We start from the raw sequence: 26,391 nt of genomic DNA on the forward strand, positions 1-26,391 counted from the left end.
CTTGCTCGAAACGGCACTATATGGGACGCACGGCCCGAAAACGCCGCACGTGGGCCAGCAAGTCCCCGCGCCGGCCGACCGGCGCGCATCCGGCCCTGCGGGCCCGGGCGCTGCGCCCTTTAAAAGTCGTTATAGTAGCAGGTTTGGCCCCCTTCCTTTCCGCCCGGCGCAGGCAACCCGCCCTGCCGGGACGGGAAAAAAGCCGCTGAAAACACCCGAAAGCATCCGAAAAAACGCCGGAACCAACTCGTGGAAGAAATTCGCATTCGTGGGGCCCGCACCCACAATCTGAAGAACGTCAATCTCGACTTGCCGCGCCACAAGCTGATCGTGATCACGGGGCTGTCCGGGTCGGGCAAGTCGTCGCTCGCGTTCGATACGCTGTACGCGGAAGGCCAGCGCCGTTACGTGGAAAGTCTTTCGGCGTATGCGCGGCAATTTCTGCAATTGATGGAAAAGCCGGACGTCGATCTGATCGAAGGTTTGTCGCCGGCCATTTCCATCGAACAAAAGGCCACTTCGCATAACCCGCGTTCGACCGTCGGCACCGTCACGGAAATTCACGACTATCTGCGTCTTTTGTACGCGCGCGTCGGCACGCCGTATTGCCCGGATCACCTGATTCCGCTCGAAGCGCAAAGCGTCTCGCAAATGGTCGACGCCGCGCTCGCGCTGCCCGAGGAAACGAAGCTGATGATCCTCGCGCCCGTCGTCGCGGATCGCAAGGGCGAGCATGTCGAATTGTTCGAGGAAATGCAGGCGCAGGGTTTCATCCGCTTTCGCATTCGCTCGGGCGGCGGCACAGCGAACGAGGGCGTGGCGAAAATCTATGAAGTCGATTCGCTGCCCAAGCTGAAAAAGAACGACAAGCACACGATCGATGTCGTGATCGACCGCCTGAAAGTCCGGGCGGACGTGAAGCAGCGTCTCGCGGAATCGTTCGAAACCGCGCTGCGCCTCGCCGATGGCCGCGCGATCGCGCTCGAAATGGACACGGAGAAGGAAAAGCTCTTCAGTTCCAAGTTTGCGTGCCCGATCTGCTCGTATTCGCTGCCGGAACTGGAACCGCGCCTTTTCTCCTTCAACAATCCGATGGGCGCGTGCCCCGAATGCGACGGCCTCGGCCAGATCACGTTCTTCGATCCGAAGCGCGTGGTCGCGCATCCGTCGCTGTCGCTCGCGGCGGGCGCGGTGAAAGGCTGGGACCGGCGCAACCAGTTCTACTTTCAGATGCTGCAGAGTCTCGCGGCGTTCTACGAATTCGATATCGACGCGCCGTTCGAGGATCTGCCCGAAAAAGTGCGCAAGACCTTGCTGTACGGCTCGGGCAAGCAGTCGATTCCGTTCTCGTACATCAACGAGCGCGGGCGCGCTTCGGTGCGCGAGCACGCGTTCGAAGGCATCATCCCGAACCTGGAGCGGCGCTATCGCGAAACGGATTCGGCCGCCGTGCGCGAGGAGCTCGCGAAGTATCAGAACAATCAGCCTTGCCCGGCGTGCGAAGGCACGCGTCTGCGGCGCGAGGCGCGTTTCGTCAAGGTCGGCGCGGAAGATCAGGCGCGCGGCATCTACGAAATCAGCGGCTGGCCGCTGCGCGACGCGCTCGGCTATTTTCAGACCCTGCGGCTCGAAGGCGCGAAAGGCGAAATCGCCGACAAGGTCATCAAGGAAATCGTCGCGCGGCTCTCCTTTTTGAACAATGTCGGGCTCGATTATCTGTCGCTGGAACGCAGCGCCGAGACGCTTTCCGGCGGCGAGGCGCAGCGCATCCGGCTCGCGTCGCAGATCGGCTCGGGGCTCACGGGCGTCATGTACGTGCTCGACGAGCCGTCCATCGGCCTGCATCAGCGCGATAACGACCGGCTCATCAATACGCTCAAGCATCTGCGCGATATCGGCAATTCGGTGATCGTCGTCGAGCACGACGAGGACATGATCCGCATGGCCGATTACGTCGTGGACATGGGGCCGGGCGCGGGCGAGCACGGCGGGGTGATCGTCGCGCAGGGCACGCCCATTCAAGTGCAGAAGGACGCGAATTCGATCACCGGCCAGTATCTGTCCGGCAAGCGCACGATCAGCTACCCCGCCGAGCGCACCGCGCCGGACGAGCGCATGCTGCGCATCGCCGAGGCGCACGGCAACAATCTGAAGCGCGTGACGCTGGATCTCCCGGTGGGGCTTCTGACCTGCGTGACGGGCGTCTCCGGCTCGGGCAAGTCCACGCTCATCAACGACACGCTGCAGCACGCGGTCGCCCAGCATTTGTACGGCTCGTCGACGGAGCCCGCGCCGTACGAGTCGATCGAAGGTCTGGAACACTTCGACAAGGTGATTGCCGTCGATCAGTCGCCCATCGGCCGCACGCCGCGCTCGAATCCGGCCACCTACACCGGCCTTTTCACGCCGATCCGCGAACTCTTCGCGGGCGTGCCGGCGGCGAAGGAGCGCGGCTACGATCCCGGCCGCTTCTCGTTCAACGTGAAGGGCGGACGCTGCGAAGCGTGTCAGGGCGACGGCGTGCTGAAGGTGGAAATGCACTTTTTGCCGGACGTCTACGTGCCCTGCGACGTATGTCACGGCAAGCGTTACAACCGCGAAACGCTCGAAGTGCAGTACAAGGGCAAGAACATCAGCGAAGTGCTGGACCTGACGGTCGAGGCCGCGCACGAGTTCTTCAAGCCGGTGCCGGTAGTCGCGCGCAAGCTGAAAACGCTGCTCGACGTCGGTCTCGGCTATATCCGGCTGGGTCAGTCGGCGACCACGCTGTCGGGCGGAGAAGCCCAGCGCGTCAAGCTTTCGCTGGAACTGAGCAAGCGCGATACCGGTCGGACCCTGTATATCCTCGACGAACCGACCACCGGTCTGCACTTTCACGACATCGCACTTTTGCTGGAAGTGATCCATCGGCTGCGCGATCAGGGTAATACTGTCGTAATCATCGAGCATAATCTCGACGTGATCAAAACCGCCGACTGGGTCATCGACCTCGGTCCGGAAGGCGGCGCGGGCGGCGGGCAGATCATTGCGCAGGGGACGCCCGAACAGGTCGCGAAATCGAAGGCGAGCTTTACCGGCAGATATCTGGCACCCTTGTTGCAACGAGCTAAATCGGCGGCCTGATCCGCGGCCCCGGACTCGGGAACCGGGAACCGGATGCCGCCAACCGGACTGTCGAATGCGCCGCGCACGCCGCGGCACGAATAACTGTCGTATGCAGCAGGGAAAGGAACGCAGTCATGGCGAAGCGCAACGAAGCGGCCAATGAGGAAGGGCGAGTACGGGACTTGCCTACTCGCCATGTCAGGCTGACGAGCGACATGAGTTCGCCCAAACTGTCGGCGGTGGAAATAGGCAGCTACCTGCTCGCGCTGCTGGCGCTGTATCTCACGCTCAGGCTGCAACTGCTCGGCGGGATGCTGGCCGGCATGCTCGTGTATCAGCTCACGCACATGATCGCGCCGGTCATCGAGCGCCACGTCGTCAGCAAGGGCGCGCGGCTCATTTCGGTCGGGCTGATCTCCGCGATCATCGTCGGCGGGCTCACGGGCGCGACCGTCGCGACGATCGAGCACTTCGAGCACGATTTCCCGAGCATGCAAAAACTGCTCGATCAACTCATGAGCATCACGTCGAGCGCGCGTCTTTCCGTGCCGGACTGGATCGCGAACTACCTGCCCGTCGATTCCATCCAGATGAAGGAAAAGGCGACCGACCTGATGCACAGGCACGCCGAGATGCTGCAGCAAGGCGGCAAGGAAATGGCGCGCGGCTTCGGCCATATCCTGATCGGCATGATCATCGGTGCGATCATCGCGGTCAGTGCGCCGAAGCAGTCGAATCACCGTCTGCCGCTTTCGACCGCGCTCGTCGCCCGCGTGTCGCGCTTCTCGGACGCGTTTCGCCGCATCGTGTTCGCGCAGATCAAGATTTCCGCGATCAACGCCGTTTTCACCGCGCTGTATCTGCTCGTCGCGCTGCCGCTCTTTCACGAGAAGCTGCCGCTCTCCAAGACGCTCGTGCTCATCACGTTCATCGTCGGACTGATGCCGGTGATCGGGAATCTGATCTCCAACACGATCATCGTCGGCATTTCGCTGTCAGTGTCGTTCGGCACGGCGGTTGCGTCGCTCGCGTTTCTGACCCTCATCCACAAGCTGGAGTATTTCCTGAACGCGCGCATCATCGGCGGACAGATCGAGGCGCGCGCGTGGGAACTGCTCCTCGCGATGCTCGCGATGGAGGCCGCGTTCGGCATTCCAGGCGTGATCGCCGCGCCGATTTTCTACGCGTATATCAAGCGCGAGCTGATTTATCTGCGGCTCGTTTGAGCGCTGGCCGGAAAGCAGAACGCCCGCTTGCGCGGGCGTTCTGCTTTTGAGGCTTCAGAAAGTGTACAGGCTCAACGGAACACGACGGTCTTGTGCCCGTTCAGCAAGATGCGATGCTCCGCGTGCCATTTCACCGCGCGCGCGAGCGTCACGCACTCGACGTCGCGGCCGATCGCGGTGAGCTGATCCGGCGTCATGTTGTGATCGACGCGCTCCACTTCCTGCTCGATGATCGGACCTTCGTCAAGATCCGAGGTCACGTAATGCGCGGTCGCGCCGATCAGCTTCACGCCGCGGTCGAACGCCTGATAGTACGGCTTCGCGCCCTTGAAGCTCGGCAGGAACGAGTGATGGATGTTGATCGCGCGGCCCGCGAGCTTCTCGCACATGTTCGCCGACAGAATCTGCATGTAGCGCGCGAGTACGACGAGATCGGTGTCGTGCTGATCGACGATTTCCAGCACGCGCGCTTCCTGCGCGGCCTTGGCTTCCGGCGTGGCCTTCAACAGCGGCAGATGGTGAAACGGAACGTCGTAGCTCGCGGCGAGCTGATAGAAATCCTTGTGATTCGAGATGATCGCCGGAATCTCGATCTGCAACTGGCCCGTGCGATAGCGAAACAGCAAATCGTTCAGGCAGTGCCCGATCTTCGACACCATGATGACGACGCGCGGCTTCACCGATGCATCGTGCAACTCCCAGCGCATGCCGAATTCCTCGGCGAGATCGGCGAAAGCCTTGCGCAGCGCATCGATGCCGGGATCGCCGCCGACTTCCTGAAAGTGCACGCGCATGAAGAATTCGCCGGTGCGGCTGTCGCCGAACTGCGCGGAGTCGAGGATATTCGCGCCCAGGTTGAACAGAAAGCCCGACACGGCATGCACGATTCCCGGGCGGTCCGGGCACGACAATTTCAGGTAAAAACTATGTTCGGTCGACATGACCCTGTCCTCGTTCGGTTCTTTTAGATGTGCGGCGGCTCGTACAGCGCGGCGATGCCTTCGCACGCGTCTTCGTCGAGCCACCGATGGCGCAGCATGCAATCGAGCGTGGCGAGACTCGCGTCGACGGTGAGCGCGCCCTCCTCGATCCAGCGCGCGACGTCCTCGATGCGCGCGAGGCGGTGCTCGCCGACTTCGCCATCCTGATTGCGCGGGGTGAAATCGGGCGGCAGCGAGACGTCGAAAACGAAAATCTGCTCGGCCTGCGTGCCTTCGGGCAGCGTCTGCAGGACGTGAAACGTGCCGCCGGGCGTCGCCGTGGAAGCGAGTTCGGCGCTCATGCCGGCCTCTTCCCAACACTCCTTCACGAGCGTCGGCATGAGGTCCAGCCCCCAGCCGATACCGCCCGCCACGACGTTGTCGAGCATGCCGGGATCGGTCGCCTTCGTGTCGCTGCGGCGCGCGATCCACAACTGCGGCGCGCTATCTTGATATTTTACGATGCCGTTCAGATGCACCGCGTAGGTCATCGTGCCGAAAAAGCGCGACGCCGCGCGCTCGATGAACGCGAGCGGCGGCGCGTCAAAGCGATTGCGGATCGCGTAGATCTCGTCGCGCCAGCCGGGAATCTTGCCTTCGGCGTGCAGCACGGCGACGACTTCGCGGAGCGCTTCGGTGCGCGCTTCGACGCTTTCCATGTGCAATCGCACGGCATCGTCGATCGCAAAAAAAGGCCAGCGGCGCAGCGCATCGAGATCGGAACGGCGAATCCAGCCGACGCGCTCGTCGTCGATGAAAAACGGCGCGTGGGCGGCCGCGTCGAAACGGCGCGCGGCGACGATGGCGGGCAATGTCATCGGCGAAACCTCAGTCGCGCAGCGCGACGCGAATGCCGAGCGCGATGAACGTCACGCCCGCGAGCCGGTCGAGCCACACGCCGACGCGCGGACGGCGCTTCAGCCACACGCCGATCATGCCCGCGCCGATGCCGAACGCCGAAAACACGACGACCGTCTGCAGCATGAAAAGGCCGCCGAGTTCGAACATCTGCAACATGACGCTTTGCGCGCCGTGCGGATCGACGAACTGCGGCAGGAACACGATGAAGAACAGCGTGACTTTCGGATTCAGCATGTTGCCGATCACGCTCTGCCGGAACACGGTCGAAAGCGGCTGGCTCGGTCGCGCGTGCGCGGTCGCGAGACCGTGGCTGCGCAGCGCCTTGATGCCGATCCACACGAGATACGCCGCGCCCGCGAGCTTCACCGCCTGAAACGCGACCGGCGACGACTTCAGCAGCGCCGCGATGCCGAACGCGGCGAGCGTCGTGTGGAAGATCACGCCGAACGCGAAGCCGAGCGCCGCGACCACGCCCGCGAGCCGCCCTTGCGAGATGCCGCGCGCGAGCACTTGCAGGTTGTCGGGGCCGGGCGCGACCGTGATCGCGACGGATGCGGCGAGAAAGAGCAGGAAGTTCGGCATCTCAATGTCCACCAAATTCGCACACGGTATAGAGCGGCACGCCGTTGTCGCGCAGCAGCTTCGAGCCGCCGAGATCCGGCAGATCGATGATCGCCGCCGCCTCGACCACTTCCGCGCCGAGACGCTCGAGCAGGATCTTGCCGGCCATCATCGTGCCGCCGGTGGCGACGAGATCGTCGACGATCACCACGCGATCGCCCGGCTTGCAGGCGTCCTCGTGAATCTCGACGGTCGCGCTGCCGTATTCCAGGTCATACGACTGCGAGATCGTCTTGTACGGCAGCTTCCCCTTCTTGCGGATCGGCACGAACCCGAGACTCAGTTCATACGCGAGAATCGGCCCGATGATGAAGCCGCGCGCATCCATGCCCGCGATCACGTTGACGTTTTCATCGATATAACGCTGCACGAACAGGTCGATCAGGAGGCGCAGCGCCTTTCGGTCTTGCAGGATCGTCGTGATGTCGCGGAACTGCACGCCGGGCTGCGGCCAGTTTTCGACGGTGCGCACGCGCTCCTTGATGAAACGCGCGGCGTCGAGCTGAGCGTTCGATGGGGTAATGGACATGACTTCTCCGGAGTCCGCGCCGTGAGGCCGCGCGTTCGCCTTGGTGACAAAAAGAGGAAATTACGCTGCCCGGCGGTTGCGCGAGAGCCGTTCCTCGGCAAGCGCCAACACTTCGGGCAGGCCGCGCAGCACGACGATGTCGTTCGCGCGCAGCTTGGTGTCGGGGTCCGGTGCGACACCCCGGATGCCGTGGCGCCGGATCGCGGTCACTTCGACACCATTGCCGACGAGCCCGAGATCGTCGAGCGAATGCCCGACGGCTTCGGAATTCGCGTCGATCGGTACGGATTGTAGCCGGACCTGCTCGTGGCCATCGTCGTCGTCGAGGTCGTCGGCGCCGCGGAAATACCCGCGCAGGAGGCTGTAGCGCGCGTCGCGCATTTCCTCGACGCGCCGCACGACGCGGCGCATCGGCACGCCCATCAGCACGAGCGTGTGCGACGCGAGCATCAGGCTGCCCTCGACGATTTCCGGAATCACTTCGGTCGCGCCCGCCGCGGTGAGTTTTTCGAGATCGGCGTCGTCCACCGTGCGCACGATCACGGGCAGCGTCGGCGCGAGCTCGTGGATGTTGTGCAGCACGCGCATCGCGGAAGGCGTGTTCGCGTAGGTGATCGCGACCGTCGCCGCGCGATGCAGACCCGCCGCGAGCAGCGACTCGCGCCGCCCTGCATCGCCGAACACGACCGATTCGCCCGCCGCCGCGGCCGCCGCCACACGGTCCGGGTCGAGATCGAGCGCGACATAGGAAATGCCTTCCTGCTCCAGCATGCGCGCGAGGTTCTGCCCGGCGCGGCCGTAGCCACAAATAATGACGTGGCCGCTCTGCTTGAGGCTTTGCGTCGCGATCTTCGTCATTTGCAGCGATTGCAGCATCCATTCCGTCGAGGAAAGCCGCAGCACGATCCGGTCCGCATTCTGGATGATGAACGGCGCGGCGAGCATGGACAGCAACATCGCGGAAAGCATCGCCTGAAGGACCGTCGGATTCACCAGATGCGAATCGAGTATCAGGTTCAGCAGCACGAAACCGAATTCGCCGGCCTGCGCGAGCCCGAGCCCGGTGCGCATCGCGACGCCCGGCGACGCGCCGAAGAGCCGCGCAAGGCCGGTGATCATCACCGCCTTGAGCAGGATCGGCACGACGAAAAAGCCGAGCACGAGAAACGGATGCTCCCAGATCACGCGCGGGTTCAGCAGCATGCCGGTCGTCACGAAGAAGAGGCCGAGCAGCACGTCGCGAAATGGCTTGATGTCCTCTTCCACCTGATGCCGGTAAGGCGTTTCGGCAATCAGCATGCCCGCGATGAACGCGCCGAGCGCGAGCGACAGGCCGAATTTGTCGGTGATGAACGCCGCGCCCAGCGTCACCAGCAGCAGGTTCAGCATGAAGAGCTCTTGCGAGCGGCGGCGCGCGACCAGATCGAACCAGCGCGTCATGAATTTCTGGCCGATGAACAGCAGCACCGTCAGCGCGACGACGATCTTCACGGCGGCGATGCCGAGCCACATCGCGAGCTGCGACGACTGGCCGTTGCCGAACGCCGCGATGATGATGAGCAGCGGCACCACGGCGAGATCCTGGAAGAGCAGCACGCCGAAGATGTTGCGCCCGTGCTCCGATTCGAGTTCGAGCCGCTCCGCGAGCAGCTTGCTGACGATGGCCGTGGACGACATCGACATGGCGCCGCCGAGCGCGAAGCTCGCCTGCCAGGACATCTCGGTCCAGAGGTTCGCGATCCAGCCGAACAGCATCGAGAGCGCGATGGTCGCCGCGACCTGGCTCGCGCCGAGGCCGAACACGATGCGCCGCATCGAACGCAGTTTCGACAGCGAGAATTCGAGCCCGATGGAGAACATCAGGAAGACGACGCCGAATTCGGCGAGGTGCTGCGCCTGATCCGCGTCCGGCGCGATGCCCGCCGCGTGCGGGCCCACGATGATGCCGACCGCCAGATAGCCGAGCATCGGCGGCAGATTGAAATAGCGGAATACGACGACGCCTGCCACGGAGCAGAGCAGCAGCAAGAGCGTCAGTTCGAGCGGAGAAGTCATCCGTCTAGCGTCCTCGTTCGTCAGTTTCCGAGGCGCTGCTCGCGCGCTCCGGCATCTTGAAAATGGCCCCTGACGACAGGGCTTGCGGGGGCGGATAGGCGGCGGCGCACCGGGTCCCCGCGGGGGCGGCTCGGAATCGCCTTTGCTATACTCCGCGAATGATAGCGAAAATCAATGGCGACCGGGCACTGGCGCTGGCTCGCAACGTAATTCAGATCGAAGCCGACGCCGTTCGCGGGCTCTCCGAACTCCTCGACGAAAACTTCACGAACGCGGTCGAAACGCTGCTCGGCTGCCGCGGCCGCGTGGTCGTGTCGGGCATCGGCAAGTCGGGCCATGTCGCGCGCAAGTTCGCCGCGACGCTCGCCAGCACGGGCACGCCGGCGTTTTTCGTGCATCCGGCGGAAGCGAGCCACGGCGACCTCGGCATGGTCACCGCCGACGACATTTTCATCGCGCTGTCCAACTCGGGCGAAACGGAAGAGCTCGTTGCCATTTTGCCGCTCATCAAGCGACTCGGGGCAAAGCTCATCGCAATCACCGGCCGTCCCGAATCGAGCCTCGCGCAACTGGCGGACATGCACCTGAACGCGCGCGTCGAAAAAGAAGCCTGCCCGATGAATCTCGCGCCCACGGCCAGCACGACCGCCGCGTTGGCGCTCGGCGACGCGCTCGCCGTTGCCGTACTCGATGCGCGCGGCTTCGGCCCCGACGACTTCGCGCGCTCGCATCCGGGCGGCGCGCTCGGCCGGCGCCTGCTCACCTACGTGCGCGACGTGATGCGCGTAGGCGACGAAGTGCCGGTCGTGCCGCTCGACGCCACCGTTTCCGACGCGCTCTTCCAAATCACCGACAAACGCATGGGCATGACGGCCGTCATCGACGAAAATCGCCACGTACACGGCATTTTCACCGATGGCGACCTGCGCCGCATCCTCCAGCGCGACGGCGATTTTCGCGCGCTGAAGCTCGCCGATGTCATGACCCGTAATCCGCGCACGATCGCGCCGGACCATCTGGCGGTCGAGGCCGTGGAACTGATGGAGCGCTATCGCATCAATCAGATGCTGGTCGTGGATGCCGACGCCACTTTGATCGGCGCACTGAACATGCACGACCTCTTCTCCAAGAAGGTAATCTGATGGCGCACACGCCTCCCACCGCCGCCGAGCGCGCGAGCCGGCTGAAGCTGATGGTGTTCGACGTCGACGGCGTGTTCACCGACGGCAGCCTCTATTTCTCCGCCGACGGCGACACGATGAAATCGTTCAATTCGCTCGACGGCCACGGCGTGAAGATGCTGCAGTCCGTCGGCGTGCAGACGGCGATCATCACGGGACGGCAATCGGGCATCGTCGCGGCGCGCTCGCGCGAGCTGGGCATCACGCATCTCTTTCAGGGCGTCTCGGACAAAACCGTCGCGCTCGCCGAACTGCTGAAAACCACCGGCATCGCCGCCGACGAATGCGGCTACATGGGCGACGACTGGCCCGACCTCGCGGTCATGCGCCGCTGCGGCTTCGCGGCCGCGCCCGCGAACGCGCATCCGGAAGTGATCCAGCGCGTGCACTGGGTCGCGGAAGCGCGCGGCGGCCACGGCGCGGTGCGCGAAGTCTGCGACGCGATCCTGCGCGCGCAGCACCGTTACGATGCGCTGCTCGCCGCGGCGCTCGGAGGCTGAAGGCATGCACCGTCCCGGCCGCCTCGCCTCGCTTTTGCCGCTCCTCGCAATGGCCGCGCTCGCGGGCATCACGTACTGGCTCTTGCAGGCCACCCTGCCCCCGGCCCAGCAGGCGCCGACGCCGGAGAAGCGCCACACGCCCGACTACTTCGCGAACAACTTTTCCGTGTCCGAGCTGGACGCGACCGGTTCGACGCAATATCGTCTGACCGCGAAGTCGATGGTGCATTACGAAGACGACGAAATCAGCGATCTGACGCTGCCCGCGATCCGCATGTTCCAGCCGCAAAAGCCGACCGTCACGGCCACGGCGCTGCGCGGCACGGTCAACGGCGACGTCTCGATCGTCGATCTCTACGACGACGCCCGCATCCTGCGCGCGGCCGGTTACGGAGATCCGCAGATGCAGGCGGATTCGCAGCATTTTCGCGTGCTGGTGAACGACGATGTCATCGAAACGGAAAAACCGGTTAGACTTCAGCGCGGCCCGTCCGTGATGACGGCCGACGGCATGAACTACAACAACGTGACCCGGGTAATGAAGCTCTTCGGTAACGTGCGCGGCGCGATCGCCGCCACGGATATCAACGGCGGATCGTCCAAATAACCCCGGCACTCCCATCCAATTGTGACTGCATGAACGAAAGGTTCCCTCGTCCCGATGGCGGTCCTGCGCGCGCAACGCCCGCGCGGACCGGACTCGCGGCCGCGCTCTCCATCGCCGTGGCGCTCGTCGCGCTGCCGGCGCACGCCGAAAAGGCGGACCGCGACAAGCCGCTCAACATCGAAGCGGACAACATGTCCTACGACGACCTCAACCAGAAGAACATCTTCACCGGTCACGTCGTCGCGACCAAGGGCACGATCATGATCAAGGCGGATCGCGTCGAGGTCACGCAAGACCCGCAGGGCTATCAATACGCGACAGGCACGTCGAGCGGCAACACCCTCTCGTACTTCCGCCAGAAGCGCGACGGCGTGGACGAATATATCGACGGCAACGCCGTGCGCATCGACTACGACGGCAAGAACGACTTCACCAAGCTCACGACGCGCGCCGTCGTGCGCCGTCTGCAAGGCCTGACGAAAGTGCAGGACGAAGTGCACGGCAGCGTGATCACCTACGACGGTCAGAAAGATTTCTACACGGCAAGCGCGGGCAAGGACCAGGCCGGTCCCGGCAATCCGAGCGGGCGCGTGCGCGCGATGCTCGCGCCGCGTTCCGGCGGCGCCGCGCCGCTGAACGGCGCGCCCGCCACGCTCACTCCGTCGAACACCATTCAAGGACAGCCGCAGCAGTGAATTCGCCCGCCATGCCCCACCGCAAGCCGGAAGGCGAGTCCAGTTCACTCGTCGTCCGCAATCTGAAGAAGCGTTACGGGTCACGCACCGTGGTGAAGGACGTGTCGCTCGACGTGAAGAGCGGCGAAGTGGTCGGACTGCTCGGGCCCAACGGCGCGGGCAAGACCACGTCGTTCTATATGATCGTCGGACTCGTGCCGCTCGATGCCGGCGAAATCGATCTGGACGGCAATTCGATCAGCCTTCTGCCGATCCACGAACGCGCGCACCTCGGCCTGTCGTATCTGCCGCAGGAAGCGTCGGTGTTCCGCAAGCTCACGGTCGAACAAAACATTCGCGCCGTGCTGGAGTTGCAAACGGACGAGGCCGGCAAACGCCTGTCCAAAGACGCCATAACCCAGCGCGCGGAAGCCTTGCTCGACGAATTGCAGATCGCCCATCTGCGCGACAACCCGGCGCTGTCGCTCTCGGGCGGCGAGCGCCGGCGCGTCGAGATCGCGCGCGCGCTCGCGACCAATCCGAGCTTCATTCTGCTCGACGAACCGTTCGCGGGCGTCGATCCGATCGCCGTGCTCGAAATTCAGAAGATCGTGAAGTTTCTGAAGCAGCGCAACATCGGCGTCTTGATCACCGACCACAACGTGCGCGAGACGCTCGGCATCTGCGATCATGCGTACATCATCAGCGACGGCTCCGTGCTTGCGGCGGGCGCGCCCGGCGAGATCATCGAGAACGAAAACGTGCGGCGCGTCTATCTCGGCGAACATTTCCGCATGTGATCCCGCGCAGTGCAACGTCGCGGCGCGCATCGTGCGCCGCACCACGCCGAAACGCAAAAAAAGCCGTGCCGCCTCTTCCGGGCGGCACGGCTTTTTTGGAATCCCCGCGAGGTTTCGCGCGCGTGGCAAACTCTCTACAATGATTAAAACTTTGCCATGAAAGCCAGCCTCCAACTCCGCCTCTCGCAGCATCTTGCGCTGACCCCGCAACTGCAGCAGTCGATCCGGCTGCTGCAGTTGTCTACGCTCGAACTGCAGCAGGAAGTCGCGATGGCCGTCGCCCAGAACCCGCTGCTCGAGAACGACGACGACTGGATCGCGAGCCCGCTGCGCGTGGCCGCCGACGGCTCGCTGATCGCGCAGCAAGGTGCGCCCAGCACGCCTTCCGAGCCGATGATGAGCAACGGCTCGACATCGTCCACGTCGAGTTCCGAACGTTCGGAAAGCAGCGAGCCGCAGGGCGTCGACGAATACAACGGGCTGGGTTCGGATAGCGGACAGGATTCCAGTTCGTGGAATCTCGAAGACTATGGCCGCGCGAACAACGCGTCCGACGACGACGATCTCCCGCCGCTGCAAATCCACGAATCGACCACGACGCTGCGCGACCATCTGACCGCGCAGTTGCGCATGACTGCGGCGAATCAGCGCGATCGCGCGCTCGTCACGTTCCTGATCGAATCGCTGGACGAGGACGGGTATCTGACTTCGTCGCTCGACGAGGTGCAAACCGATCTGCCGGAAGAACTCGAAGTCGAGATCGAAGAACTCAGCGCGGCACTCGCATTGCTGCAAAGTTTCGATCCGCCCGGCGTCGGCGGGCGCTCGGCGTCGGAGTGCCTGAAGCTGCAATTGCTGCGGCTCGACGGCTCGCCCACGCGCACGCTCGCGCTCGAGATCGTCATGAATCATCTGGAATTGCTCGCGGCGCGCGACTTCACGCGTCTGCGTAAGCAACTCAAGGCGAGCGACGACTCCCTCCGGGACGCGCATTTGCTGATCAAGTCGCTGGAGCCGTTTCCGGGCGCGGCGTATGGCAAGAGCGAAGCGGACTACGTGGTGCCGGACATTCTCGTGAGAAAGACCGCGAGCGGATGGACGGCGGAGCTCAATCCGGAAATCGTGCCGAAGCTGCGCATCAATCATTTGTACGCGAACATTCTGCGCAACAACCGGGGCGATCCCGGCAGTGGCTCGCTGCGTCAGCAGCTCCAGGAAGCACGCTGGCTGATCAAGAATATTCAGCAGAGGTTTGAGACGATCCTGCGCGTCGCGCAGGCGATCGTGGAGCGTCAGAAGAACTTTTTTGCACATGGCGAAATCGCCATGCGGCCCTTGGTTTTGCGGGAGATTGCTGATACGCTGGGATTACACGAGTCGACGGTTTCTCGTGTGACCACAGGCAAGTACATGCTCACCCCATTCGGGACGCTTGAATTTAAGTACTTCTTTGGATCGCACGTTTCGACCGACACAGGAGGCGCGGCATCGTCAACGGCGATCCGCGCACTCATCAAGCAACTGATAGGAGCGGAAGACACCAAAACTCCTCTTTCAGACAGCCGCATCGCCGAACTGCTGGCGGAGCAAGGATTCGTGGTCGCGCGGCGCACCGTCGCCAAGTATCGCGAAGCCCTCAGGATCCCCGCAGTGAATCTGCGCAAGTCTCTATGACCCGTCTCTGTAGTCCATCGCGTGTTGCGGTGGGCGTTTACCGGCCGCATTGCGAAAGCGCGGACGTGCCGGCCGCTGCATCCCGTTTTTCAGCCGCGTCAGGTTGACGCGCAGACGGGAAGCACAGCCGACCGGTATCGGACGAGCCGACGTGATCTAACGGCCATCAGCTTGGAGAGCAACTATGAATCTGAAGATCAGTGGACACCATCTCGAATTGACGCCTGCGTTGCGCGAGTACGTGATCACGAAGCTGGACAGGGTGCTCCGTCATTTCGATCAAGTTATCGACGGCAACGTTGTCCTCTCGGTCGACAATCATAGGGAAAAGGAAAAGAGGCAGAAGGCGGAAATCAACCTGCACCTGAAGGGCAAGGACATTTTCATCGAGAGTTGTGACGCTGATATGTACGCGGCGATCGACCTGATGGTCGACAAGCTGGACCGGCAAGTCATCAAGCACAAGGACAAGATTCAGGGCCACGCTCACGAATCCGTGAAGTACCGTGGCGAACCGCAGGAACTGGAAGCGCCGTCGCCCTGAACGCGCTGCTCGCATGCTGGCGCTCACCGACGGATGACAGCGAGACCCGCCGCCACGGGACGGCGGGCATGATTCGAGGAAGTCCTCGACTATCCGAAAACGGTCAACGAAAGCATGCACGGAACCGAAGCCGCCCCGACTGGCGGCTTTTTTGTTGGATTTTCGCCGTAGCGAGGCACAAGCCATTGATTTTCAGGGCTTTGTCCTGCACATTGGATCGACGACGCGGCAATGGCGCGGCGCACCATCGAACGGTGCGCTGTTCTATAATGGTCCGGTTAATTTCGGTTACGAACGCACGCTGCAGGAAAAACGCCGCCAGCGCACTTTTCGTTTCACCATCGCCGTGAGCGCTTTCAGACAGCGGCCACGATGAGGAGCTATCAGGCCACGCATCAGCCTGCCAACATGAATCGTTTAGCCAAATTTCTTCCCATCGAGAACGTGGTTCTCGGACTGTCCGTTACAAGCAAGAAACGCGTATTCGAGCAAGCGGGCCTGATTTTCGAGAACCAGAACGGCATCGCCCGCAGCATCGTCACCGACAATCTCTTCGCTCGTGAGCGCCTCGGCTCGACCGGCCTCGGCGAGGGCGTCGCCATTCCGCACGGCCGCATCAAGGGGCTGAAGCAACCGCTCGCCGCCTTCGTGCGCCTCGCCGAACCCGTCGCGTTCGAATCGCCCGACGGCCAGCCGGTCTCCCTGCTGATCTTCCTGCTCGTGCCCGAACAGGCGACGCAACAGCATCTGGAAATTCTCTCGGAGATCGCGCAGCTGCTGTCCGACAGCGAGGCGCGCGAGCGTCTGCACAAGGAAGAAGATCGTGATGCGCTTTATCAAGTGCTCACGCAATGGCAACCGTGATAGCCGCCCGGACATAGCGAATCGCGCCCGAGGCGCGCCCGCGCGGCTTTCGCGCCCGGCGCGCCTCGCTTACGCAAGGCTTCTGGGGCACAATCGGTCAAACGCAGCGCCATGCGAAAGAGTGAAGCAACCCGCTTCGTCCGCACGCGAAGGCTGCTCCCGGCTTCCAACGGAGTTCCGGCCTCATGGATACGTCCAGCATCAACGCCCAAAGCATTTTCGACGACAACGCCGCCGCCCTGAAGCTCAGCTGGCTCACCGGGCACGAGGGTTGGGAGCGCGGTTTTTCGAGTGAGACGGTCGCGAACGCGACATCGAGCGCCGACCTCGTCGGCCACCTGAACCTGATTCACCCGAACCGTATCCAGGTGCTCGGCGACGCCGAGATCAACTACTACCAACGTCAATCGGATGAAGACCGCTCGCGCCACATGGCCGAGCTGATCGCGCTCGAACCGCCGTTTCTGGTGGTCGCGGGCGAAGTCGGCGCGCCGCCGGAACTCGTCCTGCGCTGCACGCGCTCATCCACGCCGCTGTTCACGACACGCATGTCCGCCGCCGCCGTCATCGACAGCCTGCGCGCGTACATGTCGCGCATACTCGCGCCGCGCGCGACGCTGCACGGCGTGTTCATCGACATTCTCGGCATGGGCGTGCTGCTCACCGGCGACTCGGGCCTCGGCAAGAGCGAGCTCGGGCTGGAACTGATCAGTCGCGGTCACGGTCTCGTTGCGGATGACGCCGTGGATTTCGTGCGCCTCGGTCCCGACTTCGTGGAAGGCCGCTGCCCGCCGCTCCTGCAAAACCTGCTCGAAGTGCGCGGCCTCGGGCTGCTCGACATCAAGACGATCTTCGGCGAAACGGCCGTGCGCCGGAAAATGAAGCTCAAGCTGATCGTGCAGCTCGTGCGGCGGCCGGACGGCGAATTTCAGCGCCTGCCGCTCGAAAGCCAGACTGTCGACGTGCTCGGCCTGCCGATCAGCAAAGTGACGATTCAAGTGGCCGCGGGCCGCAACCTGGCCGTGCTGGTCGAAGCCGCCGTGCGCAACACGATTCTGCAACTGCGCGGGATCGATACCTTGCGCGACTTCATGGATCGTCAACGCCTTGCGATGCAGGATCCCGACAGCCAGTTTCCCGGCAAGCTGATCTGAGCGCGCGCGGCAAGACGTTGCGCGTGCCGAAACGAATCGGGCGCAGGTGCTAAGCTAAGGGAAAGCGAACTCCGAAGACCCATGCGTATCATTCTGATCACCGGCATCTCCGGTTCCGGCAAGTCCGTAGCGCTGAACGCCCTGGAAGACGGCGGCTATTACTGCGTCGATAATCTGCCGCCGCGTTTTCTGCCCGAGCTCGCCGCCTATCTCGCGAAGGAAGGCCAGACGCGTCTCGCCGTCGCGATCGACGCGCGTTCGAGCCTTCTGCTCGACGAAGTGCCCGCCATCATCAACACGCTCTCGCACGATTACGATCTGCGCGTGCTGTTCCTCAACGCGAGCACGCAGTCCCTCATTCAGCGCTTCTCGGAAACGCGCCGGCGTCATCCGCTCTCCGGACCGCCGAAGCACGAAGCCGACGTCGGCGTGCTGAACTCGCTCGCGGAGGCCATCGAACGCGAGCGCGAACTGGTCGCGGGCCTCGCCGAGTTCGGCCATCAGATCGACACGAGCAATCTGCGCGCGAACGTGCTGCGCGCGTGGGTCAAGCGCTTTGTCGAGACCGACGCCGCCGACCTCACGCTGATGTTCGAATCGTTCGGCTTCAAGCGCGGTGTGCCGCTCGACGCCGATCTCGTGTTCGACGTGCGCACGCTGCCCAACCCGTATTACGATCGCGAGTTGCGCCCGTTCACGGGTCTCGACCGGCCGGTCATCGACTTTCTCAACGCGCAGCCGCTGGTCGGCGAGATGATCGACGACATCGGCGCGTTCGTCGGCAAATGGCTGCCGCGTTTTCGCGACGACAATCGTAGCTATCTCACCGTCGCGATCGGCTGCACGGGCGGCCAGCATCGCTCGGTGTTCATCGCAGAGGCGCTCGCCGCGCGCTTTTGCGAGACGGCAAATGTGATCGTGCGGCATCGTGACGCGCCCATCCTCGCTGGATGACGGCGCGGTTCACGCGCGAACCCGATCGCCGCGCCGGCGGTCCATTCTGGAGGGGCGCGATGTCCGCAAATCCGGTTTTGTCCGACTTGCCGCTGTTCCCGCTTCACACCGTGCTGTTTCCGGGTGGCCTGCTGCCGCTCAAGATCTTCGAGGCGCGCTATCTGGACATGGCGCGCGAGTGCCTGCGCGAACAGACGCCGTTCGGTGTGTGCCTGCTGAAGAGCGGGCACGAGGTCGCGTCGCCGGGCGATCCGTCCGTGCCGGAGAATATCGGCTGTCTTGCCGAGATCTCGGAATGCGATGTCGATACCTTCGGTCTGCTGCTCGTGCAGGCGCGCGGGACGGCACGCTTCAGGCTGACGGATCATCGCGTGGAGCCGAGCAATCTGCTCGTCGGCACGGCGGAATTGCTCGGCGAGGATCAGCCGCTGCAAGGCGCCGAGACGCTCGCCAAGTTCGGCGCGTGCGCGGAAGTGCTGGAACGGATCGTCGACACGATCAAGGAACGCGAGCCGCAGAACCTGCCTTTCGTCGAACCGTTTCTCTATGACGACCCGACGTGGGTGTCGAACCGTCTCGCCGAAATCCTGCCGATTCCCATGCGCGCCCGCCAGAAACTCATGGAGTTGATGGACGCCGGCGCGCGCATCGACGTGGTGCATCACTATATGCAGCACCACCAGTTGCTTTAGCCTTAAATGAGCGAGCCCGAGAGCGCGTCGATCAGTTTGCGCACCGGAGCCGGCACGCCGTAGGCATCGATTTTCGCGAGCGGCGCCCAGACCGTTTCGGTGCTCGCCAGCTCGCGCGGCGCATGGCGCGCAACGCCCAGCCGCGGCTCGATATCCAGCTTGAAGTGCGTGAACGCATGCGACAGCGGCGCAAGCCGCTCCAACTGCGCATCGGCGCCGAGATTCAGCGCGACTTCGGCGAGCGCAGCCTCGTCCGTGGCCTCGGGCAGGCTCCACAGCCCGCCCCAGATGCCGATTGCCGGACGCTTCTGAAGCAGGATCGAATCGCCGTCCTTCAGGACGAGCATCCATGTCTTGCGCGTCGGCACGGCCTTTTTGGGGCGCGCGGCAGGCAACTCGCGCTGACGCCCTTCGATCTTCGCCACGCAGTCCGATGCGAACGGGCAGCGCGCGCAATCCGGCTTGCCGCGCACGCAAAGCGTGGCGCCGAGGTCCATCAGTCCTTGCGTGTACGCGGTCACGTCGTCCTTGTGCGCGGCGTCGGGCAGCAGCGATTCGGCGAGCGCCCACATCGCGTTTTCGACCTTCTTCTCGCCCGGAAAGCCCTCGACGCCGAACACGCGCGCGAGCACGCGCTTGACGTTGCCATCGAGGATCGTCGCGCGCGCGCCGAAAGCGAACGACGCGATCGCCGCCGCCGTCGAGCGCCCGATGCCGGGCAGCATCGCGAGGTCGTCGACGGTTTGCGGAAACGCGCCGCCGTGCTCGTGCGCGACGGCCTTCGCGCAGCTATGCAGATTGCGCGCGCGCGAGTAGTAGCCGAGGCCGGCCCAGAGCGCCATGACGTCGTCGATGGGCGCATCGGCGAGCGCCGTCACCGTCGGAAAGCGTTCGAGAAAACGCGCGTAGTACGGAATGACGGTCGAGACCTGCGTCTGCTGCAGCATGATCTCCGAAAGCCAGATGCGATACGCGTCGCGCGTGTTCTGCCACGGCAGGTCGTGACGGCCGTGAATGCGTTGCCACGCGATGAGGCGCGAGGAAAAATCAGTGAGAGCGAGCATCGGAAATTAGCGTTGGCAGCGCGGACAAAAGTAAGTCGAGCGCTGCCCTTGAACGATCTGTTTGATGGCGGTGCCGCAGACATGGCACGGCAGGCCCGCGCGATCATAGACGAAATAGTCGAGCTGGAAGTAGCCCGACTCCCCGTTGCTGCCGACGAAATCGCGTAACGTGCTGCCGCCCTTTTCGATGGCGGAGGCGAGCGTCACGCGCACGGCGTCCGCGAGCAGGTCGTAGCGCACGAGCGAGATGCGGCCCGCGGCGGTCGTCGGCCTGATGCCCGCGCGAAACAGACTCTCCGACGCATAGATATTGCCGACGCCCACGACGATGCCGCCCGCGAGCAGCGCCTGCTTCACCGACACCTTGCGTCCGCGCGTCTCGCGAAACAGCAGCGCGCCGGAGAACTCCGGTGAGAACGGCTCGACGCCCAGCGTCGCGAGCAACGGATGATCGAGCACGTCGCCGTCCGCGCGCGGATGCCAGAGGATCGCGCCGAAGCGCCGCGGATCGCGAAAGCGCAGGATGAAATCGTCGAACACGATATCGACGTGATCGTGCCTCGCCGCCTCGGGCGGCTTCGGCACGTGCCGCAGCACGCGCAGCGTGCCCGTCATGCCGAGGTGCACGATCAGCCAGCCTTCGACGGTTTCGAACAGCAGATACTTGCCGCGCCGCTCGACCTTGTCGATCTTAAGATGACCGAGCGTCTTCGGAAGATGCTTCGGGATGGGCCAGCGCAGCGCGGGCGTGCGCACATCGACGTGCTCGACGCGCCTTCCGGCGACGTAGGGTTCGATTCCCCGGCGGGTGACTTCGACTTCCGGCAGTTCGGGCATTTTTCTGGAGAGAGTCTTGCTGGGGCGAGTGTGCCGGTATTTTAGCCACCGCGTTACAATCGACCGAAACATCGTCTGGATTTCCATGAACTCGTTCGTCATGAAGCTGTTTGCGAAGCGTCAGGCCGGCTTGACGCATTCGTTCGCCGTGCCCATGTCGCGCATCGCCGGCGCCGTCGCGCTCGCGATGGCCGCGCTGGCGTTTGCGCCCGCGCACGCTCAGTCGCCGAACGCGACACCCGTTCCGAGCGCCGATGACCAGTCCGACGCGCAAAGCGCGGCCGATCTGCTGACCGCGCCGGTGAGCGGAGCGGAAAAGCAGGACCTGCCGAACGTCTCGATGTCCAGCCAGATCGTGTTTCAGGTTCTGGCCGCGGAAGTCGCGTTGCAGCGTGGCCAGCCCGCGCCCGCTTATCAGACGTACCTCGCGCTCGCCCGCGACACCCACGATCCGCGTTTCGCGCAGCGCGCGACCGAGATCGCGATCGCCGCGCAAAGCCCGAACGATGCGCTCACGTCGGCGCAACTCTGGCAGCAGTTCGCGCCGCATTCGGAGCGCGCGGCGCAGTTGAGCGCATCGCTTCTGATCGTCGCCGGCAAGCCGGAAGATGCGAAGCCCACGCTCGAACGCGAACTCGCGAAGGTCGCGCCCGAGCAGCGCGGCGAAGCCATTCTCTCGTTGCAGAGCCTGCTCGCGCGCGGACCGAATCGCGTCGGCGGGTTGAACGTGCTCAAAGATCTGACGAAAAACGATCTCGACCGTCCCGAGACGCAGCTTGCGCTCGCGCGTCAGCAACTCATCGCCGACGATCCGCCGGGCGCGAAAGCATCGCTCGAAAAGGCGTTGCAACTCAAGCCGGATTATCTGCCCGCCGCGCTGACGCTCGCGCGCATGGGCCCGGACGAGCGCAAGGAAGGCATCGCTTCATTCGAGAAGTATCTCGACAAGAATCCGAAATCGCATGACGCACGGCTCGCGCTCGCGCAGTTGTATCTGTCGGCCGACAGGCTCGACGATGCGCAGAAGCAGTTCGAGATCATGCGCAAGAACGATCCGAAAGACCTGACGCCGTTGATGGCGCTCGCGCTCATCAACATTCAGAAGAAGCAGTTCGACAAGGCGCAGGACTTTCTGAATCTCTACGCGAAGACGGCGGAAAGTACGCCCGGCGCGGACCCTGGCCAGGCGTACATCTATCTGGCGCAACTCGCGCTCGAACAAAAGAACGATGCCGCCGCGAGCCAGTGGCTCGACAAGATTCCGCGCACGAGCCAGCAGTATTTGCCCGCTCAGATCACGCGCGCGCAACTGCTCGCGAAGCAAGGCAAGGTCGATGACGCCCGCGCGCTGATCGGCAATCTGCAAAGCTCCGATCCGCGCGATCTCGCGCTGCTCGCGCGCACGGATTCGGCGATTCTGTTCGAGGCGCATCGCTACAAGGAGGCCGAAGCGAATCTCGCCAAGGCCGTGGCCGCGTTCCCGGACGATCCCGATCTCATCTACGACTACGCGATGGCCGCGGAAAAGAACGGCCATTACGACGTCATGGAAGCGCAGTTGCGCACGTTGATGCGCACGCAGCCGAACAATCCGCAGGCGTACAACGCGCTCGGCTATTCGCTCGTCGATCGTAATCAGCGGCTCGACGAAGCGGTGAAGCTGATCGAAAAGGCCGTGTCGCTCGCGCCGAACGACGCGTTCATCATGGACAGCCTTGGCTGGGCGCGCTTCCGTCAGGGCAATTCGGCCGAAGCGGAGAAGATTCTCAAGAACGCTTACAACCTTCAGCCGAATGCCGAGATCGGCGCGCATCTGGGCGAAGTCCAGTGGAAGTCCGGGCAACAGGATCTGGCGCGCGCCACCTGGCGGCAGGCGCAAAAGCTCGAACCGGACAACGACACGCTCGTCAAAACGCTAAAACGACTCCAGGTAAACGACCTTTGATGGCATTCGAGTTCTTCAACGGCGCGTCGCTCCGACGTGGCGCGCTCGGTTTCACCACGCTCGCCGCGCTGATTTTGTCCGGTTGCGCGATGCAGCCGCGCCTGCCGACGACATCAGCCGCCAGCACCTCGCTCGCGACACAGACGAGCCGCGCGTATCACGGACGCTTCGCCGTGCAGTACAACGACCAGAACGGTGTGCAGCGCAACGCGTACGGCAACTTCGACTGGCAGGAAACGGGCGACACCGTCACGTTGCAACTGCGCAATCCGCTCGGCCAGACGATGGCGATCGTCACGTCGTCGCCGTCGCTCGCGACGCTCGAATTGCCCAACCGGCAACCGGTGAGCGCCGACAACGTCTCGCAGCTCATGCAGAACACGCTCGGCTTCGCCCTGCCGGTGGAAGGCTTGCGCTACTGGCTCCAGCCGTCCGCCGCGCCGACTTCGCGCGCGCAGACCACGCTCGATCCCGAAGCGGCCAATGGCCGTCCGAAGGAGATCAGGCAGGACGGATGGACGATCGACTACCTCGCCTACGCCGATGCGCCCGCCGCGGGCGTGAAGCGCGTGAATCTCGTGCGCAACGAACCGCCGCTCGACATCAAGCTCGTGCTCGATCAATAACCCTGCCGCATTCGTTTCCAAGCATCACGTATGGCTTCATCGACCGAATCGCTTCGTGACTGTCTCGCGCCCGCGAAGCTGAACCTTTTCCTGCACATCACGGGCCGCCGCCCGGACGGCTATCACGCGCTGCAGACCGTCTTCCAGCTTCTCGACTGGGGTGACCGGCTGCACTTCACGCGTCGCGACGACGGCGTCATCGCACGCAAGACGGACGTGCCGGGCGTGCCCGAAGCCGGCGATCTCATCGTGCGCGCCGCGCGCCTGCTTCAGGCGCACACGGGCACGCAGTTCGGCATCGAGATTGAAATCGACAAGCGCCTGCCGATGGGCGCGGGCCTCGGTGGAGGCAGTTCCGACGCGGCAACCACACTTTTAGCGTTGAATCGTCTCTGGGGGCTTGCGCTTCCGCGTGAGATTCTGCAGAATCTCGGCCTGCAACTCGGCGCGGACGTGCCGTTTTTTGTCTTCGGACAGAATGCATTCGCAGAAGGGGTGGGCGAAGCGCTTCAGGCAGTCGATCTGCCGAAACGTTTCTTCCTCGTAGTAACGCCCGATGCTCACGTCCCCACCGCGGCGATTTTCTCCGAAAAAAGCTTGACGCGGGATACGAAAGTCGTCACAATAGCGGACTTCCTAGTGCAGCAAACGTCAGACGCTAGTTGGCCTGACAGCTTCGGTCGAAACGACATGCAAGCAGTTGTGACTGGGAAGTACGCGGAAGTTGCAAAGGTGCTCGAATGGTTCTCGAACCTCGCACCAGCGCGAATGACCGGATCTGGAGCAAGCGTGTTTGCTGCGTTCCAAAGCCGAGCCGAAGCAGAAATGGCGCAAGCCAAACTGCCGGCAAGCTGGAAGAGCGTGGTAGCGGCAAGTCTGGATTCTCATCCTCTCTTCGCTTTCGCGTCATAGGTTTTGTTTTGCCGGGTATGTCCTACACTTCCCGGCGAGACTCAGAGTTGTGTAGGGGAGTCGCCAAGTTGGTCAAGGCACCGGATTTTGATTCCGGCATGCGAGGGTTCGAGTCCTTCCTCCCCTGCCATTCCTTTTCTCGCGTTTTTCCTCTCGCCTCCAGCCGCAGACAGGTGCACGATGAGCAGTGACGGCCTGATGGTTTTTACTGGCAACGCAAATCCCGCGCTTGCACAGGAAGTCGTCAAGATCCTTGGAATTCCTCTCGGTAAAGCGATGGTCAGCCGTTTCTCAGACGGCGAGATCATGGTCGAGATTCAGGAAAATGTTCGGGGCAAAGACGCATTCGTTCTGCAGTCCACCTGCGCCCCCACGAACGACAACCTGATGGAACTGATGATCATGGTCGATGCGCTCAAGCGCGCATCCGCAGGCCGGATCACCGCAGCCATTCCCTACTTCGGCTATGCGCGCCAGGACCGCCGTCCGCGTTCCGCGCGAGTGGCCATCTCGGCGAAGGTCGTCGCGAACATGCTGGAAATTGCCGGCGTCGATCGCGTGATCACCATGGACCTTCACGCCGACCAGATTCAAGGTTTCTTCGACATCCCCGTCGATAATATCTACGCTACCCCCGTTCTTCTCGGCGACCTGCGCAAGCAGAACCATGACCATCTGCTGGTCGTGTCGCCGGACGTCGGCGGCGTGGTGCGCGCGCGTGCGCTCGCCAAGCAGTTGAACACCGACCTCGCGATCATCGACAAGCGCCGTCCGAAGGCGAATGTCGCCGAGGTGATGAACATCATCGGTGAAGTCGAAGGCCGCACCTGCGTGATCATGGACGACATGGTCGACACCGCCGGCACGCTGTGCAAGGCCGCGCAAGTGCTGAAGGCGCGCGGTGCAAAGCAGGTTTTTGCCTACGCGACGCATCCGGTGCTCTCGGGTGGTGCGGCCGAACGTATCGCGGCATCGGAACTCGACGAACTCGTCGTCACGGACACCATTCCGCTGTCGGCCGAATCGCTCGCGTGCCCCAAGATCCGCCCGCTGTCGAGCGCGGGTCTGCTCGCGGAGACGTTCTCGCGAATCCGGCGCGGCGACTCGGTGATGTCGCTCTTCGCCGAAGGTTAATCAGAATTGAGCAAGGAACGCGAAGCAGACGCTTCGCGTTTTTGCATGATCAGCGCGAACGGACGAAGGTTCGTGCTGCTTGTTTTGGGATCGCATATTTTCGACGATCCCGGTTTCCCTGCCTGGTCGCGGGCAGATAGAGGAGTCAAACATGAAAGTCGTCGCTTTCGAGCGTAGCAAGCAAGGTACGGGTGCGAGCCGCCGCCTGCGTAACTCGGGCAAGACCCCGGGTATCGTGTACGGCGGTGAAACGGACGTTCAACTGGTCGAACTCGACCATAACGCCCTGTGGCACGCCCTGAAGAAAGAAGTTTTCCACTCGTCCATTCTGGATCTGGAAGTGGCGGGCAAGTCGCAACCGGTTCTGCTGCGCGACGTGCAATACCACCCGTTCAAGCAGCTCGTGCTGCACGTGGACTTCCAGCGCGTCGACGCGAAGAAGAAGCTGCACACCAAGGTGCCGCTGCACTTCATGAACCAGGAAACGAACCCGGCCGTGAAGCTGTCGGGCGCGGTGATCTCGCACGTCGTGACGGAACTGGAAGTGGAATGCCTGCCGGCAGACCTGCCTGAGTTCCTGGAAATCGATCTGGCGAAGATCGAAGCCGGCCAGACGATGCACGCGAAGGACATCGCACTGCCGAAGGGCGTGAGCCTGACGGTGTCGGTCGAAGCGGAAAACCCGGTGGTGGCATCGGCGACCGTTCCGGCTGCTGTGCAGTCGGAAGCGGGCGAAGCTGCTGAAGGCGAAAAGCCGGCTGCCGAGTAAGCACGCAGAAATACGCTATCCTCTCGATTCGTTCTCAGGAACGGTCGACGTGACCCGCCGGAGCGCAAGCCCGGCGGGTTTTT

26 protein-coding genes and 1 tRNA gene are annotated in these 26,391 nt (G+C 63.4%); 20 read left to right on the forward strand and 7 right to left on the reverse strand.

Annotated elements, in window-relative coordinates; translation table 11 throughout:
- Positions 1-249: 249 nt before the first annotated feature.
- Complete coding sequence (gene uvrA / locus AWB70_RS01175) at positions 250-3,123, forward strand: excinuclease ABC subunit UvrA (protein ID WP_014190348.1); 2,874 nt, start codon at positions 250-252, stop codon at positions 3,121-3,123.
- A gap of 116 nt (positions 3,124-3,239) precedes the next feature.
- The gene (locus AWB70_RS01180) at positions 3,240-4,331 is read left to right on the forward strand and encodes an AI-2E family transporter (protein WP_053567384.1); all 1,092 of its coding nucleotides are present in this window, start codon (positions 3,240-3,242) and stop codon (positions 4,329-4,331) included.
- Between the two features lie 71 nt (positions 4,332-4,402).
- On the opposite strand, the gene purU is transcribed toward AWB70_RS01180, so the two are convergent.
- The 5 genes from purU to AWB70_RS01205 are packed head-to-tail and all read right to left on the reverse strand — an operon-like array spanning position 4,403 to position 9,377.
- Positions 4,403-5,272, reverse strand: a complete 870-nt coding sequence (gene purU / locus AWB70_RS01185; RefSeq protein ID WP_053567383.1) for a formyltetrahydrofolate deformylase — start codon at positions 5,270-5,272, stop codon at positions 4,403-4,405.
- Positions 5,273-5,295: 23 nt separating this feature from the next.
- Positions 5,296-6,129, reverse strand: coding sequence for an NUDIX hydrolase (locus AWB70_RS01190; protein ID WP_053567382.1), 834 nt, complete (start codon positions 6,127-6,129; stop codon positions 5,296-5,298).
- Positions 6,130-6,139: 10 nt separating this feature from the next.
- On the reverse strand, positions 6,140-6,754 hold the full coding sequence (locus AWB70_RS01195; RefSeq protein ID WP_053567381.1) for a LysE family translocator: 615 nt from the start codon (positions 6,752-6,754) through the stop codon (positions 6,140-6,142).
- Between the two features lies 1 nt (position 6,755).
- Positions 6,756-7,322, reverse strand: coding sequence for an adenine phosphoribosyltransferase (locus AWB70_RS01200; protein WP_014190343.1), 567 nt, complete (start codon positions 7,320-7,322; stop codon positions 6,756-6,758).
- 60 nt (positions 7,323-7,382) lie between these two features.
- Positions 7,383-9,377, reverse strand: coding sequence for a monovalent cation:proton antiporter family protein (locus AWB70_RS01205; protein ID WP_014190342.1), 1,995 nt, complete (start codon positions 9,375-9,377; stop codon positions 7,383-7,385).
- Positions 9,378-9,535: 158 nt separating this feature from the next.
- Here AWB70_RS01205 and kdsD point away from each other — a divergent pair, with 158 nt between their 5' ends.
- From kdsD to AWB70_RS01260, 12 genes are all read left to right on the forward strand, one after another.
- Positions 9,536-10,519, forward strand: coding sequence for an arabinose 5-phosphate isomerase KdsD (kdsD, locus tag AWB70_RS01210; RefSeq protein ID WP_014190341.1), 984 nt, complete (start codon positions 9,536-9,538; stop codon positions 10,517-10,519).
- Positions 10,519-11,058: a KdsC family phosphatase gene (locus AWB70_RS01215; RefSeq protein ID WP_053567380.1), complete on the forward strand. Its 540-nt coding sequence runs from the start codon at positions 10,519-10,521 to the stop codon at positions 11,056-11,058. The genes kdsD and AWB70_RS01215 overlap by 1 nt, the downstream gene beginning before the upstream one ends.
- 4 nt (positions 11,059-11,062) lie before the next feature.
- The gene (gene lptC / locus AWB70_RS01220) at positions 11,063-11,665 is read left to right on the forward strand and encodes an LPS export ABC transporter periplasmic protein LptC (protein WP_014190339.1); all 603 of its coding nucleotides are present in this window, start codon (positions 11,063-11,065) and stop codon (positions 11,663-11,665) included.
- Between the two features lie 29 nt (positions 11,666-11,694).
- Complete coding sequence (gene lptA / locus AWB70_RS01225) at positions 11,695-12,360, forward strand: lipopolysaccharide transport periplasmic protein LptA (protein WP_053567379.1); 666 nt, start codon at positions 11,695-11,697, stop codon at positions 12,358-12,360.
- An 11-nt stretch (positions 12,361-12,371) separates the two neighbouring features.
- Positions 12,372-13,139 (forward strand): LPS export ABC transporter ATP-binding protein, encoded by a 768-nt coding sequence (gene lptB / locus AWB70_RS01230; protein ID WP_085952622.1) that lies wholly within the window; start codon positions 12,372-12,374, stop codon positions 13,137-13,139.
- 156 nt (positions 13,140-13,295) lie between these two features.
- The gene (locus AWB70_RS01235; RefSeq protein WP_045450299.1) at positions 13,296-14,813 is read left to right on the forward strand and encodes an RNA polymerase factor sigma-54; all 1,518 of its coding nucleotides are present in this window, start codon (positions 13,296-13,298) and stop codon (positions 14,811-14,813) included.
- Positions 14,814-14,997: 184 nt separating this feature from the next.
- Complete coding sequence (hpf, locus tag AWB70_RS01240) at positions 14,998-15,357, forward strand: ribosome hibernation-promoting factor, HPF/YfiA family (protein WP_014190335.1); 360 nt, start codon at positions 14,998-15,000, stop codon at positions 15,355-15,357.
- A 151-nt stretch (positions 15,358-15,508) separates the two neighbouring features.
- Positions 15,509-15,733 carry a hypothetical protein gene (locus tag AWB70_RS38145; protein WP_143281592.1) on the forward strand — a complete coding sequence of 75 codons (225 nt, stop codon included), beginning with the start codon at positions 15,509-15,511 and terminating at the stop codon, positions 15,731-15,733.
- A gap of 32 nt (positions 15,734-15,765) precedes the next feature.
- On the forward strand, positions 15,766-16,221 hold the full coding sequence (gene ptsN, locus AWB70_RS01245) for a PTS IIA-like nitrogen regulatory protein PtsN (RefSeq protein WP_045451816.1): 456 nt from the start codon (positions 15,766-15,768) through the stop codon (positions 16,219-16,221).
- A 185-nt stretch (positions 16,222-16,406) separates the two neighbouring features.
- The gene (hprK, locus tag AWB70_RS01250; RefSeq protein WP_008351692.1) at positions 16,407-17,375 is read left to right on the forward strand and encodes an HPr(Ser) kinase/phosphatase; all 969 of its coding nucleotides are present in this window, start codon (positions 16,407-16,409) and stop codon (positions 17,373-17,375) included.
- Between the two features lie 81 nt (positions 17,376-17,456).
- Positions 17,457-18,329 (forward strand): RNase adapter RapZ, encoded by an 873-nt coding sequence (gene rapZ / locus AWB70_RS01255; protein ID WP_053567378.1) that lies wholly within the window; start codon positions 17,457-17,459, stop codon positions 18,327-18,329.
- Between the two features lie 59 nt (positions 18,330-18,388).
- Entirely contained in the window at positions 18,389-19,021 is a 633-nt protein-coding gene (locus AWB70_RS01260) for an LON peptidase substrate-binding domain-containing protein (RefSeq protein WP_053567595.1), read from the forward strand.
- A 2-nt stretch (positions 19,022-19,023) separates the two neighbouring features.
- Here the strand turns inward: AWB70_RS01260 and mutY are convergent, their stop codons facing one another.
- Complete coding sequence (mutY, locus tag AWB70_RS01265; protein ID WP_053567377.1) at positions 19,024-20,085, reverse strand: A/G-specific adenine glycosylase; 1,062 nt, start codon at positions 20,083-20,085, stop codon at positions 19,024-19,026.
- A 6-nt stretch (positions 20,086-20,091) separates the two neighbouring features.
- Positions 20,092-20,922: a bifunctional DNA-formamidopyrimidine glycosylase/DNA-(apurinic or apyrimidinic site) lyase gene (mutM, locus tag AWB70_RS01270; RefSeq protein WP_053567376.1), complete on the reverse strand. Its 831-nt coding sequence runs from the start codon at positions 20,920-20,922 to the stop codon at positions 20,092-20,094.
- A gap of 85 nt (positions 20,923-21,007) precedes the next feature.
- Here mutM and AWB70_RS01275 point away from each other — a divergent pair, with 85 nt between their 5' ends.
- From AWB70_RS01275 to AWB70_RS01300, 6 genes are all read left to right on the forward strand, one after another.
- Entirely contained in the window at positions 21,008-22,867 is a 1,860-nt protein-coding gene (locus tag AWB70_RS01275) for a tetratricopeptide repeat protein (protein ID WP_053567375.1), read from the forward strand.
- The gene (lolB, locus tag AWB70_RS01280; RefSeq protein WP_041730104.1) at positions 22,867-23,493 is read left to right on the forward strand and encodes a lipoprotein insertase outer membrane protein LolB; all 627 of its coding nucleotides are present in this window, start codon (positions 22,867-22,869) and stop codon (positions 23,491-23,493) included. The genes AWB70_RS01275 and lolB overlap by 1 nt, the downstream gene beginning before the upstream one ends.
- Positions 23,494-23,523: 30 nt before the next feature.
- Complete coding sequence (gene ispE, locus AWB70_RS01285; protein WP_053567374.1) at positions 23,524-24,405, forward strand: 4-(cytidine 5'-diphospho)-2-C-methyl-D-erythritol kinase; 882 nt, start codon at positions 23,524-23,526, stop codon at positions 24,403-24,405.
- 53 nt (positions 24,406-24,458) lie between these two features.
- Positions 24,459-24,535 (forward strand) — tRNA-Gln (locus AWB70_RS01290).
- 50 nt (positions 24,536-24,585) lie between these two features.
- Positions 24,586-25,539: a ribose-phosphate pyrophosphokinase gene (locus AWB70_RS01295; RefSeq protein ID WP_014190326.1), complete on the forward strand. Its 954-nt coding sequence runs from the start codon at positions 24,586-24,588 to the stop codon at positions 25,537-25,539.
- A gap of 151 nt (positions 25,540-25,690) precedes the next feature.
- On the forward strand, positions 25,691-26,308 hold the full coding sequence (locus AWB70_RS01300) for a 50S ribosomal protein L25/general stress protein Ctc (protein WP_014190325.1): 618 nt from the start codon (positions 25,691-25,693) through the stop codon (positions 26,306-26,308).
- Positions 26,309-26,391 lie beyond the last annotated feature (83 nt).

The organism is Caballeronia cordobensis, assembly GCF_001544575.2.
GTDB lineage: Bacteria > Pseudomonadota > Gammaproteobacteria > Burkholderiales > Burkholderiaceae > Caballeronia > Caballeronia cordobensis.

Coding starts and splice junctions, on each gene's coding strand:
- AWB70_RS01180 (WP_053567384.1), top strand. CDS start 3,240: ATGGCGAAGCGCAACGAAGCGGCCAATGAGGAAGGGCGAGTACGGGAC.
- purU (WP_053567383.1), bottom strand. CDS start 5,272: ATGTCGACCGAACATAGTTTTTACCTGAAATTGTCGTGCCCGGACCGC.
- AWB70_RS01190 (WP_053567382.1), bottom strand. CDS start 6,129: ATGACATTGCCCGCCATCGTCGCCGCGCGCCGTTTCGACGCGGCCGCC.
- AWB70_RS01195 (WP_053567381.1), bottom strand. CDS start 6,754: ATGCCGAACTTCCTGCTCTTTCTCGCCGCATCCGTCGCGATCACGGTC.
- AWB70_RS01200 (WP_014190343.1), bottom strand. CDS start 7,322: ATGTCCATTACCCCATCGAACGCTCAGCTCGACGCCGCGCGTTTCATC.
- AWB70_RS01205 (WP_014190342.1), bottom strand. CDS start 9,377: ATGACTTCTCCGCTCGAACTGACGCTCTTGCTGCTGCTCTGCTCCGTG.
- kdsD (WP_014190341.1), top strand. CDS start 9,536: ATGATAGCGAAAATCAATGGCGACCGGGCACTGGCGCTGGCTCGCAAC.
- AWB70_RS01215 (WP_053567380.1), top strand. CDS start 10,519: ATGGCGCACACGCCTCCCACCGCCGCCGAGCGCGCGAGCCGGCTGAAG.
- lptC (WP_014190339.1), top strand. CDS start 11,063: ATGCACCGTCCCGGCCGCCTCGCCTCGCTTTTGCCGCTCCTCGCAATG.
- lptA (WP_053567379.1), top strand. CDS start 11,695: ATGAACGAAAGGTTCCCTCGTCCCGATGGCGGTCCTGCGCGCGCAACG.
- lptB (WP_085952622.1), top strand. CDS start 12,372: ATGCCCCACCGCAAGCCGGAAGGCGAGTCCAGTTCACTCGTCGTCCGC.
- AWB70_RS01235 (WP_045450299.1), top strand. CDS start 13,296: ATGAAAGCCAGCCTCCAACTCCGCCTCTCGCAGCATCTTGCGCTGACC.
- hpf (WP_014190335.1), top strand. CDS start 14,998: ATGAATCTGAAGATCAGTGGACACCATCTCGAATTGACGCCTGCGTTG.
- ptsN (WP_045451816.1), top strand. CDS start 15,766: ATGAATCGTTTAGCCAAATTTCTTCCCATCGAGAACGTGGTTCTCGGA.
- hprK (WP_008351692.1), top strand. CDS start 16,407: ATGGATACGTCCAGCATCAACGCCCAAAGCATTTTCGACGACAACGCC.
- rapZ (WP_053567378.1), top strand. CDS start 17,457: ATGCGTATCATTCTGATCACCGGCATCTCCGGTTCCGGCAAGTCCGTA.
- AWB70_RS01260 (WP_053567595.1), top strand. CDS start 18,389: ATGTCCGCAAATCCGGTTTTGTCCGACTTGCCGCTGTTCCCGCTTCAC.
- mutY (WP_053567377.1), bottom strand. CDS start 20,085: ATGCTCGCTCTCACTGATTTTTCCTCGCGCCTCATCGCGTGGCAACGC.
- mutM (WP_053567376.1), bottom strand. CDS start 20,922: ATGCCCGAACTGCCGGAAGTCGAAGTCACCCGCCGGGGAATCGAACCC.
- AWB70_RS01275 (WP_053567375.1), top strand. CDS start 21,008: ATGAACTCGTTCGTCATGAAGCTGTTTGCGAAGCGTCAGGCCGGCTTG.
- lolB (WP_041730104.1), top strand. CDS start 22,867: ATGGCATTCGAGTTCTTCAACGGCGCGTCGCTCCGACGTGGCGCGCTC.
- ispE (WP_053567374.1), top strand. CDS start 23,524: ATGGCTTCATCGACCGAATCGCTTCGTGACTGTCTCGCGCCCGCGAAG.
- AWB70_RS01295 (WP_014190326.1), top strand. CDS start 24,586: ATGAGCAGTGACGGCCTGATGGTTTTTACTGGCAACGCAAATCCCGCG.
- AWB70_RS01300 (WP_014190325.1), top strand. CDS start 25,691: ATGAAAGTCGTCGCTTTCGAGCGTAGCAAGCAAGGTACGGGTGCGAGC.